This window comes from Candidatus Villigracilis vicinus (assembly GCF_016702885.1).
GTDB lineage: Bacteria > Chloroflexota > Anaerolineae > Anaerolineales > Villigracilaceae > Villigracilis > Villigracilis vicinus.
Map to the genome: position 1 here is coordinate 1 of NZ_JADJDD010000002.1, position 11,609 is coordinate 11,609.

Sequence of the window (11,609 nt, forward strand, 5' to 3'; positions counted from 1 at the left end):
TGAAAACAGGGTCGGAAAATTTTCCGACCCTGTTTTGTTTACTTTTTCAGTAAACGATTTTAGATTTCATCTCATTTGTCATAAATAGTTATTACTTTTTTCCATTGTCATGACGTAATCTTTTTGTTATAAATAGTTATATATAACGCAATATAACATAAAATAACAATATGTTTCGAGTAAATCGCCAAACCGATTATGCCATTCGTATGCTGCTCTCGCTTGCAAAGCGTGGAGCAGGTATGCGTGCTTCCACAACAGAAATACAGAAAGAGATGGTTATTCCACCATCCCTGGCACAACGCATTGTTGCCGATCTTGCACGGGGAGCTTTTATTCTCACCTACCCAGGTAGAGACGGCGGCATGACACTTGCCCGCCCTGCTAACGAAATCAATCTACGTCAATTGGTGGAACACTTTGAAGAGAAGATGTTCGATACCAACTGCGAACAAATGGAAAAGACCTGTCCCTTTGAAATGGACTGCCCGATCTGTGTTCAATGGAAAGAATTACAGGTCAAAATGTTAAGCGAGTTGGAGCAAGTGAATTTTGAAGACCTTGCCAAAGCCACTCGCGCTCCCAAGGTTATATTGCCGCTCGGTTGGCTATCTCAATAATTATCCCCACCTGCAATAAACTCAAAAGAATGATCGAAGGAGAAACAACCAGTAAAAAATAATGTCTTATAAACCTTGAATCGATTACTCAACAAATCAAATTTTCTATTCGGAGTACTAATCACATGGATCCAATCACCCTTTCACGGTGGCAGTTCGGTCTCACAACCGTCTACCATTTCCTCTTCGTCCCCCTCACTCTGGGTCTTTCCTGGTTCGTGGCGTATTTCCAAAGCCGCTACTACCAGACTCGTGATGAGGAATACCGCAAAATGACCAAGTTCTGGGGCAAGCTCTTCCTCATTAACTTTGCCATCGGCGTAGTCACCGGCATTGTACAGGAATTCCAGTTCGGTATGAACTGGTCTGAATACTCCCGCTTTGTCGGTGATATTTTCGGCGCTCCCCTTGCCGTGGAAGCGCTTATGGCCTTCTTCCTCGAATCGACCTTCCTTGGCGTGTGGGTCTTCGGCGAAGGCAAAGTACCTGAGAAAGTTCACCATGCCGCCATTTGGCTTGCCGCTATCGGCTCGAACCTCTCCGCGCTGTGGATTTTGCTCGCCAACGGTTGGATGCAGCACCCCGTCGGTTACGTCATCAACGAAGCCAACAGTCGCGCCGAACTGGTAGATTTCTTTGCCCTCATCACTAACCCCAAGGGCTGGCTGTTCTTCTGGCACACCATTGCCGCGGGTCTCACCACCGCCAGTTTCCTTATCATTGGCGTAAGCGCTTATCACATCATTCGCAAACAGAATGTGAGCCTGTTCAAAGGCTCCTTCCAAGCCGCAACCATTGTTGGTTTGGTAGCCAGCACATTGGTTTTCTTCGGCGGTCACACAAACGGACAGTACATGTTCGAAACCCAGCCGATGAAATTCTCCTCCATTGAAGCGCACTGGGAAACTTCTGCCCCTGCTGATTTCTCCATCCTCACCATCGGTGACCTGAGCGGCAAGCGTGAAGTCTGGTCATTGCGCACCAGTCAACTCGGCATCCCTGGCGTGTTGAGTTTCCTGGCTTGTAACAATTTTGACTGCGAAGTCAAAGGTGTGGATGCCATTCAGGCAGAGTACGAATCAACTTATGGACCTGGCGACTACATCCCGCTGATGGTCGTCACCTATTGGACATTCCGCTTCATGATGGCGATCGGCTTCTTGATGATGCTGCTCACCTTCCTCTTCCTGCTCGCCATGCGCGGCAAATACGAAAACGCCAAGTGGATGAAGTGGGTTCCGTACGTGATCGTTCTGCCATACATCGCCAACGCCAGCGGATGGATCCTCTCTGAAATGGGACGCCAGCCCTGGATCGTACAAGGCTTGCTCAGAGTGCAGGATGCAGTTTCCCCCAACCTCACCACTGTTGACCTGCTCATTTCATTGATCGGTTACACCGTTGTCTACGGCTCACTCGCTGGCGCAATGGTCTACCTGATGCGCAAATATGCCATTGCCGGACCCGATGCCGCCATGCACGAATCCGTTGATGTCGCTCCCGCCCGTGTCGGCGCGGACGACTAGGAGAACACCCATGTCTTACGAATTTCTTCAAATCCTCTGGTTCATTCTGATCGCCGTTCTCTGGATCGGCTTCCACTTCCTCGAAGGCTTCGACTTCGGCGTGGGCATGTTGCTGCCCTTCCTCGGCAAGAAAGACGAAGAACGCCGCGCCATCATCAACTCCATCGGCTCCGTGTGGGATGGCAACGAAGTCTGGCTGCTCACCGCAGGCGGCGCGACCTTTGCTGCATTTCCCCACTGGTATGCCACCATGTTCAGCGGCTTCTACCTTGCGCTGTTCCTGTTGCTCGTCGGTCTGATCATTCGCGGCATTGCATTTTGAATATCGCTCAAAGATCCCAGCCCCAAATGGCGCAATACCTTCGACTGGATGATCGCCGTCGGCTCCTTCCTCTCCGCCTTATTGCTCGGCGCAGCCTTCGCCAACCTTGCACGCGGCGTACCCATTGACGAGAACATGATGTTCACCGGCAATCTCTTCACCCTGCTCAACCCCTATGGTTTGCTCGGCGGTTTGACCACTGTGGTGATCTTCCTCCTGCACGGCGCGAACTTCCTCGGTCTCAAACTCGAAGGCGAACTGCGCGAACGCGTGAACGTCTTTGCCAAGAAACTCTGGGTTGCAGTTTCTGTGTTATATGTCGTCCTCGGTATCTTCACCTATGTAGCGGGCTTCTGGGCGCGCGGCGTGGTCAACCCTGGCTTCGTCCCTGTGGCTGCTGTTGCCGTATTGCTTGCCACCGGCTACTTCCTCAACAACAAGATGGAAGGCTGGGCATTCATCATGACCTCGCTCAACATCGTGTTGACCCAGGTCACCTTCTTCAGCATGACCTTCCCGAACGTGATGATCTCCAGCACCAACCCTGCGTTCTCTCTCACCATCACCAACGCATCCTCCTCGCAGTACACGCTGACCGTCATGTCCATCGTCGCGCTCATCTTCGTTCCCATCGTGCTCGTCTATCAAGGCTGGACGTACTACATGTTCCGCGAGCGCATCAAGACCGACAAGAAGAGTCTCGTCTATTAATGTCATTGCGAGGGGCTCTTCCCGAAGCAATCTCATAAGTTAATCTGAAAATTGGCAGGTTGAAGGTCTTGCCCTGAAATCATCAAAGGGTATACTGACCTCAACCTGTCAACTTTTTAACCTGATACCTGATACCTCGCACTTGACACTTCCCCCATGCACCGCCGACTCCTCTCCCTCACCCGCGACACCCGCCTCTCCCTGACTTTAACGGTTCTTTCTGGACTTTTAGCCGGATTCCTGACCATTTGGCAATCCTGGCTCCTCAGCCGCGTCATCGACGGAGTCTTCCTGCAAAAGCAGACTCTCGCGCAAGTCACCACTCCCCTCGTCCTCATCCTCCTCGCCATCAGCGGACGTGCCGTCCTCACCTGGCTCAACGAAGTCGCCGCCAACGCCGTCGCCGTCAGAATCAAAACCGACCTGCGCGAACGACTCTTCGCGCACATCCTCAAACTCGGTCCCGCCTATTCGCGCGGACAACGCACCGGCGAACTAACCACTGCCGCCGTCGAAGGCATTGAAGCGTTGGACGCCTATTTCAGCCAGTACCTGCCGCAACTGGTGGTCACAGCACTTGTTCCCCTCTCCATTTTATTTTTCGTCTTCCCCATTGACTTGCTAACTGGCTTCGTCTTCCTCATCACCGCCCCATTGATTCCCTTTTTCATGATCATCATCGGCAAAGGCGCAGAGACGGTTACCAAACGCCAATATGAAACCCTGCGCCTGCTCAGCGCCCACTTCCTCGACAGCCTGCAAGGGCTGACCACACTCAAACTCTTCGGTCAATCGAAGGGACAGGCGAAGACCATCGCCAAGATCTCCGATCAATACCGCGACACAACCATGAGCGTTTTGCGCATCACCTTCCTCTCCGCGCTCGCGCTGGAAATGCTCGCCACCATCAGCACCGCCATCGTCGCCGTCGAGATCGGCTTCCGCCTGCTCTACCGCAACATGGAGTTTCAACCCGCGCTCTTCCTGCTCGTCCTCGCCCCTGAGTTCTACATGCCCCTCCGCGCCCTCGGCGCAAGATTCCACGCGGGCATGAACGGCACGACGGCAGCGAAGAGGATCTATGAGATTCTGGATACGCCAATCGATACTCGAAATTCGAACATCGATAATCGAATATCGAATGTCGACTTCTCAACTATCGAATTATCAAATATCTCCTTCACCTACCCCAACGAAACCACCCCCGCCCTGCAAAACATCAACCTGCAAATCAACCAGGGACAACACATCGCCCTCGTCGGCAAAACAGGCGCAGGCAAATCCACGCTTGTTCAATTACTACTTGGCTTCATCAATCCAACACAAGGCAACATCAATTACCAATCACCAATTACTAATTCCGCCTTCACCACCTTCATCATTCCATCGCCTGGGTTCCCCAACGCCCGCACCTCTTCCACACCACCATCGCCGAAAACATCCGCCTCGGCAAAGCGGACGCGACTCACGAAGAAGTCATCCAAGCCGCCAAAGCCGCGCGCCTGCATGATTTCATTGAATCACTTCCTGAAAAATATGAAACTCTCGTTGGCGAAAGCGGCGCCCGCCTCTCCAGCGGACAAGCCCAACGCCTCGCCCTCGCCCGCGCTTTCCTCAAAGACGCCCCCATCCTCATCCTCGACGAACCCACCTCAGCCCTCGACCCCGAAACCGAATCCCTGCTCGAAGAATCCACCCGCGAACTGATGCAGGGACGTACCACCATCACCATCGCCCACCGCCTCAACACCATCTTCCAAGCCGATAAAATTATCGTTCTCGACGAAGGCAGAATCATCGAACAAGGCACACACCGCGAACTCGTTGCAAACAACGGCATGTATGCGAGCATGGTGAGAACGTACGAGTTACAAGTTACAAGTGACAAGTTACAAGTTGAAAACCACCCAACTGTTGAATCATTCCAAACACTTTTCACTTCCCACATTCCACCAATCACCGATCACCAATCACCAATTACTAATTACCAATTACCCATCCTCCCCCGCCTCCTCCAATTCCTCAAAGGCAACTGGCACCGTGTCGCCCTCTCCGTTCTTCTCAGTTCGATCACCATCCTAGCCAGCGTCGCGCTCATGGGCACCTCGGCATGGCTCATCTCCACCGCCGCCATCGCCGTCTCCGTCGCAGACCTCGGCGTCTCCACCGTGGGCACACGCTTCTTCGGCATCAGCCGCGCCATCTTCCGCTATCTCGAACGCCTCGTCTCGCACGATGTCACTTTCCGTCTGCTCGCCAAACTGCGCCTGTGGTTCTACGAAAAACTCGAACCCCTCGCCCCCGCCCGTCTGATGAATTTCCGCTCCGGCGACTTGCTTGCGCGCATCATCGGCGACGTGGAAACGCTGGAAAATTTCTACGTCCGTGTCGTTTCGCCCCCGTTGACCGCCATTGTCGTTGGAACGTTCACTGCCATCTTTCTCGCTTCTTTCTACCCGCTGCTTGCTCCTGTCTATTTGACCTTTTATCTCAGCCTCGGCTTGCTCCTCCCCATCCTCGCGCAGACGACCAGCCGCAAATCCGCCGAACAGACCATCACCCTGCGTGCAGACTTGCAAACCAACCTTGTAGACAGTATTCAAGGCATGGCAGATCTCATCGCCTACGGACGCGCCGACCAACGTCTCACGCAAATCGCATCAAACGCAGAAGAGTATGGGGATGCCCAACGCCGCATGGCGCGTGTGACAGGCATCCACTCCGCGCTGGGGACATTGCTCACCAACCTCGGCATGTGGTCAGTGCTTTACTTCACCATCCCACAGGTCATCAACGGGAATCTGCCTGGTCCCATGCTGGCTTCGTTGACCCTGCTCACCCTCGCCTCTTTCGAAGCTGTCATCCCGCTGCCCCTCGCCGCCCAAATGTGGAACTCCGCCCGTGAAGCGGCAAGAAGATTGTTTGAAGTTGTGGATACAGAGCCGGAGATAAAAGAAGATACTCGATATTCGAAACTCGATGAACAAACATCGAATATCGAATTATCGAATATCACCTTCACTTACCCGACCCAAACTACCCCCGCCCTGCACAACCTGACCTTCGACCTGAAACCTGAAACATCCCTCGCCATCGTCGGTCCGAGTGGAGCGGGCAAGAGCACCATTGCAAACCTGTTACTCCGCTTCTGGGATTACAAAGTAGGAGATATCACTCTTGGCGACGAATCACTCAAAGCGCTGAATCAGGATGAGGTCCGCGCGAGATGCGGGTATGTATCCCAGAACACCTATTTCTTCAACACATCCATTTATGAAAATCTGCGCTTCGCCCGCAAGAAAGTCACCCGCGAAGAAGTGGAAGCGGCGTGTAAGTCCGCGCAAATTCACGACTTTATCATGAGCCTGCCCAAAGGCTACGACACGATGATCGGCGAGCAGGGCTTACGCTCTCCGGCGGTGAACGTCAACGACTGGCGATCGCGCGCGCATTGATCAAAGATGCGCCGATCCTAATCCTCGATGAACCGACTGCCAACCTCGACCCGCTCACCGAACAACAGGTACTGGAAACGCTGTTCAAGGTGATGAAACAAAAGACTTCACTGCTCATCACCCATCGCCTGATCGGGCTTGAAAATATGGACGAGATCCTCGTGATGAACCACGGAGAAATCATTGAGCGCGGCACACACACCCAGCTTTCAGGCAAAGATTCGTTCTATCGTCATCTGCTCGATTTGCAAAACCGTATACTTTCAGATGAAAATTAGCTGTGAAGCCTGCTTGCATGGCTTGCATGGAAGTGCTATAATTCGGTCGTTCCCCCTGCCGTTTGAAAACCTATCGCAGTGAAAATAATTTAAAATACCTTTCTGCCTGCAAGTTGAATCGAATAAATTTGATCTTTGTCCCACAACCTCTCAAAAAACATTAGGAAACCCACCAGCCCAAAGCGGGGACTGGTTTTTTCGCATTCCCATTCCAATCATCCCAAAAGAGAAAAACATGAAAATACTTGAACTGGAGAACGAACCTCTCTCAAAACTTCGCACCATGGCAAAGGGCTTAAACATTCCCAATGCCAACCGCCTGAAAAAAGAAACCCTCGCCATGATGATCCGCGAGGCGGAGGCGCAGAAGGAAGGCATTGAGTTGCGCGGCGGTATTCTCGAAATTATGAGCGAGGGCATCGGTTTCCTGCGAGCAACTAACTATCGAATTAGCGACCAGGATGTATACGTTTCGCAGGCGCAATTAAGGCGGTATGACCTTCGCGCAGGCGACCTCGTGATTGGGCAGGTGCGCCCGCCGCGTGAAAGTGAAAGACACTTCGGCTTATTAAAAGTAGAATCCATAAACGGCTTGGAACCGGAAGAAGCCTCCAAACGAACTGTTTTTGAGAACCTCACCCCTATTTTTCCAGATAAACGCTTTGATCTTGAAACTGACGCAAAAACATTAGCCCCACGTTTAATAAATCTAATTGCTCCCATCGGTAGAGGACAGCGCGGCTTGATCGTTTCGCCGCCCAAAACGGGGAAGACCACGATCCTCAAGCAAATTGCAAATTCGATCTCAACCAAATATCCTGACGTACACTTGATCATTGCCCTCATTGGTGAACGCCCTGAAGAAGTGACTGATATGGACCGTTCTGTGGATGCCGAAGTGGTCGCCTCCACCTTCGATGAACCGGTCACCTCGCACGTCCGTACAGCGGAACTCGCCTTAGACCGCGCTAAGAGATTAGTGGAGATCGGCCGCCACGTGGTAATCTTAATGGACTCGATCACCCGCCTCGCCCGTGCCTACAACCTGACCGTCAACCCATCCGGGCGCACCCTCTCCGGCGGTATGGATCCCTCCGCGTTATACCCACCCAAGCGTTTCTTTGGTGCGGCACGTAATGTGGAAGAAGGCGGCTCACTGACCATCATTGCCACCTGTCTTGTGGATACCGGCTCCCGCCTTGACGACGTGGTGTACGAAGAGTTCAAAGGTACCGGCAATATGGAATTGCACCTCTCGCGCAAACTGCAGGAACGCCGCACCTTCCCCGCCGTCGATCTCGAGCGCTCATCCACCCGCCGCGAAGACCTGCTGCTCGGACCCGACCTGCTCCAGCGCGTTTGGCTCTTACGCCGCATGTTCGTACAGATGACTTCCTCCCAGCCTGCCGGTGCAGGCATGGATCCCTCCGTGGCAACCGAAGCGATTTTGACGCGGTTGGAAAAATCCAAGAACAATATTGAATTTTTGGAAAACCTGACCAAGGACGCATAAGCGCGACTAAAATTTATTAACCTTAATTATGAAACCGTTCCTCGATAGAATCAGATCCATCTTCCCCGCCCGAAAGAAATCCGAGGCTGAACAGCCTGCGGACGTTTCGGCTGTGAATGAACCGGCGACAAGTCCGCGCAAGGAAAAAAAAGCGGACCGTTTCAGCATCATTAGTTGGGCAGTAACTTTCGTACTGGTTGCCGGTCTACTGGCAGGAACGTTGTACTATAAGAGCACTCTCCCCCCTGTTGTCGTTACAGTCCCATCGGGAGCTACACAGGAAGCATCTTCAGGGACGGGTGAAATTGCGCTGGCAGACCCCGGCGCGAGCGTGGATGGAAGCGGTCTCTTCCCAACCATCTTCCGCAAACTTCAGGTCAAGACTAACTTTCCAGAACGTCCGCGTTATGACCCTGAGTTATATCGCGTCGTGCGCGGTGATTCGATGTACCGCATCGCCGAAAACTTCAAGATCAAATCCGAAACCATTTTGTATGTCAACGACCAGTTGGAAGACAACCCGCACAGTTTGCGCCCCGGCATGGAATTGACCATCCCGCCCTTGGACGGCTTGTATTACACCTGGAAGGAAGGCGATACTTTCGAAACAGTGGCGAAAGAATTTTTTGCCGAACCGAGTGATATTATCAACTTCACCGGGAACGATATCGACCTGACCGACCCTCAGGTAAAGCCCGGAGAGACCGTCTTCATCCCTGACGGCTCGCGTGAACTTGTGAACTGGGCAGCGCAACTCCCCACCAATGCCCGTGGAGTTAACACAGGCACCGGCGGTGCCAACGCCACAAATTCATGCGGCGGCGGACCTGTTAGCAGCGGGCTTGGTTGGCCTGCTGATGACCACACCCTCTCTGGCAACGCCTACGGACCCGGTCACCTTGGCATTGACATCAGCGCACCTGAGGGTGCGAACGTGTATGCGGCAGGTACAGGGGTGGTAACCATGGCGGCTGGCGGCTGGAATTACGGGTATGGCAACGTGGTACAGATCGATCACGGAAATGGCTATGTAACGGTCTATGCCCACTTAAGCTCCATCCTTGTCAGCCAATGCCAGACTGTTGGCCAAGGTTCGGTGATCGGGCTGGCAGGCAACACAGGTAACTCCTTCGGCGCGCACTTGCATTTTGAAATTCGCGTTGGCGGTTCCAATATCAACCCGTACGATATTGTTCAATAACAGCAAAGACCTGACAGTTCCTTAAACCTGTCAGGTCTTTTAATTTTCATGAACGAATCCTCCCTCAAAAAACAACTTGTCAAATTAAATCTCGGCGGCTTGCGCTATTTCGACTCCATTGGCTCAACGAATGATGAAGCCCTGGCATGGGCGGCAGATGGCGCAAAAGATCTTTCGCTGGTGGTTGCAGATGAACAGACGCAAGGGCGCGGGCGGTTGGACCGAAAATGGTTCACACCCAAAGGCAGCGCCATCGCCATGAGCCTCATCCTGCGCCCCACCATACCCATGCGCCCGCATCTCTCACGGACTGTGGGGCTGGCAGCTCTATCCCTAACGGATGCCTGCCTGAAGCTTGGTCTGTCTCCCCAGATCAAATGGCCCAACGATATTCTGCTGAACGGAAAAAAAACGGCTGGTATTCTCGTGGAAACCGTATGGTCGGGAGACGCAGCGGATTCTCTGGTGATCGGCATGGGCATCAATGTGGAAAAGGCGGCGGCGCCGCCTGCCGAAACGCTGCAATTCCCAGCTACAAGCCTTGCAGAACAATTGGAAGCAGCCCCAAAGCGTGAAGAGATTATCGCACTCATATTAAACGCATTCATACGCTGGCGTGAGCAGATCGGCACAGAAGAGTTCCTTAAGGCATGGGAACAGAAGTTGGCGTTTCGAGGCGAGCAAATTCAGATCCGGGCAGGCGCCGAGGAAATCATCCACGGCAGATTGGATGGTTTGGAACCCGATGGAAGCCTGCGCCTGCGCGACGAACACGGCAGCCCTGTCAGCATCCGATTTGGGGATGTGAGCCTGCGCCCTGCCGCGTGATATACTTTTGAAAATCAAGCCGCAGAATATAAAAAACGCTGTGGTAAAAATGATCTACACTACTAAAAAACGAGGTTGCCATGTTTGATGATCTTCGAAATGATGCTGCAAAACAATATGAAGAAGAGGCTCAAGCTGAATACCAGCCCGCCGCCATTTCCACAACCGGGACGCGCGCCCGCTCGGGTAAATTCCTCGGCATGACCTCCATTCAACGCTTTGTGCTGGTCTTTTTGATCATGCTTGCCACCTGCATCCTCGGATTCCTTTGTCTGTTCGTCACCGGCAGGATCGGTTTCTAATTGCGTTACTCTTCGAACTGAGTGGTGTTTAATTTCTTTGGGAATCACCACTCAAAATGCAGCCAGAAAATAAAACTATTCTTCTATTCGCCAGCAAAAGCCTTTTGCGCACATACAAATTAGTGGGGTTCACAAAAACGATCGTCCTTTTTTCGGTTGTTGCGTTCTTTTCTGTGACGTTGATCATCATTCCCATAAATATGCTGATGGGCGGCAGTATCCTGACGGGGATGGTCATTAACGTCATTGTTTGTACAACATTCATGCCATACCATCTATATCAAGTACTAAGCCTTTTGGTCGAATTGGATACGCTGCGTATGGAAATTTACGACACATCCATTCGCGATGAACTGACCAAAGCCTACAACCGCCGCTATTTTTTTGAAGCAACCCGCATCCTTGAAAACACAGATTCCCACATTCCACCCCATACATCCATCCTGCTGATAGACCTCGACGACTTCAAGGTATTAAATGATACCTACGGGCACGCCACCGGAGATCGCGCCTTGAAAACGTTAACAGAACAATGCAACCTCATGTTTCGAAATTCAGATGTATTCGCACGCTATGGCGGAGATGAATTTATATGCCTGCTGCCCCAGACCAACCACGAACAGGCACACGAAATCGCAAAACGCACATCCGAAAGATTTTCAGAAGTAACGATAAAAGCAAAGGGAGCGGAAATTCCCCTACATGCCAGCATCGGAGTTGCCACATCCAGCACAGAGCAAAAATTAAGTGACCTGATCTCCATGGCAGACCAAGCTTTGTACAAAGCCAAAAGACAGGGAAAAAATCGCATCCAAGCGCTGTAATAATAAAAAAATCCCCGATGAAATCATCG

The 11,609-nt window shown here is 52.2% G+C and carries 9 protein-coding genes and 3 pseudogenes; all 12 read left to right on the forward strand.

Features of this window, described 5'->3' with window-relative positions:
• The first annotated feature begins 170 nt into the window (after positions 1-170).
• The 12 genes and pseudogenes from IPG80_RS02550 to IPG80_RS02605 all read left to right on the forward strand — a co-directional run bounded on the left by IPG80_RS02550 (position 171) and on the right by IPG80_RS02605 (position 11,580).
• Positions 171-620 (forward strand): Rrf2 family transcriptional regulator, encoded by a 450-nt coding sequence (locus IPG80_RS02550; protein WP_345102362.1) that lies wholly within the window; start codon positions 171-173, stop codon positions 618-620.
• Positions 621-745: 125 nt separating this feature from the next.
• Positions 746-2,146, forward strand: coding sequence for a cytochrome ubiquinol oxidase subunit I (locus tag IPG80_RS02555; protein ID WP_345102364.1), 1,401 nt, complete (start codon positions 746-748; stop codon positions 2,144-2,146).
• Between the two features lie 10 nt (positions 2,147-2,156).
• A pseudogene (cydB, locus tag IPG80_RS02560) lies at positions 2,157-3,179 on the forward strand (cytochrome d ubiquinol oxidase subunit II).
• Positions 3,180-3,335: 156 nt separating this feature from the next.
• Positions 3,336-4,466, forward strand: a pseudogene (locus tag IPG80_RS02565) (ABC transporter transmembrane domain-containing protein); the annotation flags it as partial.
• A 140-nt stretch (positions 4,467-4,606) separates the two neighbouring features.
• Positions 4,607-4,774: pseudogene (locus IPG80_RS02570) on the forward strand (hypothetical protein); the annotation flags it as partial.
• 111 nt (positions 4,775-4,885) lie between these two features.
• The gene (gene cydC / locus IPG80_RS02575; protein ID WP_345102366.1) at positions 4,886-6,634 is read left to right on the forward strand and encodes a thiol reductant ABC exporter subunit CydC; all 1,749 of its coding nucleotides are present in this window, start codon (positions 4,886-4,888) and stop codon (positions 6,632-6,634) included.
• On the forward strand, positions 6,631-6,912 hold the full coding sequence (locus tag IPG80_RS02580; RefSeq protein ID WP_345102368.1) for a hypothetical protein: 282 nt from the start codon (positions 6,631-6,633) through the stop codon (positions 6,910-6,912). The genes cydC and IPG80_RS02580 overlap by 4 nt, the downstream gene beginning before the upstream one ends.
• A 235-nt stretch (positions 6,913-7,147) precedes the next feature.
• Positions 7,148-8,425: a transcription termination factor Rho gene (gene rho / locus IPG80_RS02585; RefSeq protein ID WP_345102370.1), complete on the forward strand. Its 1,278-nt coding sequence runs from the start codon at positions 7,148-7,150 to the stop codon at positions 8,423-8,425.
• 28 nt (positions 8,426-8,453) lie between these two features.
• Positions 8,454-9,626, forward strand: coding sequence for a LysM peptidoglycan-binding domain-containing M23 family metallopeptidase (locus IPG80_RS02590; RefSeq protein ID WP_345102372.1), 1,173 nt, complete (start codon positions 8,454-8,456; stop codon positions 9,624-9,626).
• A 48-nt stretch (positions 9,627-9,674) separates the two neighbouring features.
• Positions 9,675-10,454 carry a biotin--[acetyl-CoA-carboxylase] ligase gene (locus tag IPG80_RS02595; protein ID WP_345102374.1) on the forward strand — a complete coding sequence of 260 codons (780 nt, stop codon included), beginning with the start codon at positions 9,675-9,677 and terminating at the stop codon, positions 10,452-10,454.
• Positions 10,455-10,534: 80 nt separating this feature from the next.
• Positions 10,535-10,756, forward strand: coding sequence for a hypothetical protein (locus IPG80_RS02600; RefSeq protein ID WP_345102376.1), 222 nt, complete (start codon positions 10,535-10,537; stop codon positions 10,754-10,756).
• 56 nt (positions 10,757-10,812) lie between these two features.
• Positions 10,813-11,580: a GGDEF domain-containing protein gene (locus IPG80_RS02605; RefSeq protein ID WP_345102378.1), complete on the forward strand. Its 768-nt coding sequence runs from the start codon at positions 10,813-10,815 to the stop codon at positions 11,578-11,580.
• Positions 11,581-11,609 lie beyond the last annotated feature (29 nt).

Excerpts from the sequence above, each read along its gene's own strand:
- IPG80_RS02550 (WP_345102362.1), top strand. The coding sequence starts at position 171 with ATGTTTCGAGTAAATCGCCAAACCGATTATGCCATTCGTATGCTGCTC.
- IPG80_RS02555 (WP_345102364.1), top strand. The coding sequence starts at position 746 with ATGGATCCAATCACCCTTTCACGGTGGCAGTTCGGTCTCACAACCGTC.
- cydC (WP_345102366.1), top strand. The coding sequence starts at position 4,886 with ATGCAGGGACGTACCACCATCACCATCGCCCACCGCCTCAACACCATC.
- rho (WP_345102370.1), top strand. The coding sequence starts at position 7,148 with ATGAAAATACTTGAACTGGAGAACGAACCTCTCTCAAAACTTCGCACC.
- IPG80_RS02590 (WP_345102372.1), top strand. The coding sequence starts at position 8,454 with ATGAAACCGTTCCTCGATAGAATCAGATCCATCTTCCCCGCCCGAAAG.
- IPG80_RS02595 (WP_345102374.1), top strand. The coding sequence starts at position 9,675 with ATGAACGAATCCTCCCTCAAAAAACAACTTGTCAAATTAAATCTCGGC.
- IPG80_RS02600 (WP_345102376.1), top strand. The coding sequence starts at position 10,535 with ATGTTTGATGATCTTCGAAATGATGCTGCAAAACAATATGAAGAAGAG.
- IPG80_RS02605 (WP_345102378.1), top strand. The coding sequence starts at position 10,813 with ATGCAGCCAGAAAATAAAACTATTCTTCTATTCGCCAGCAAAAGCCTT.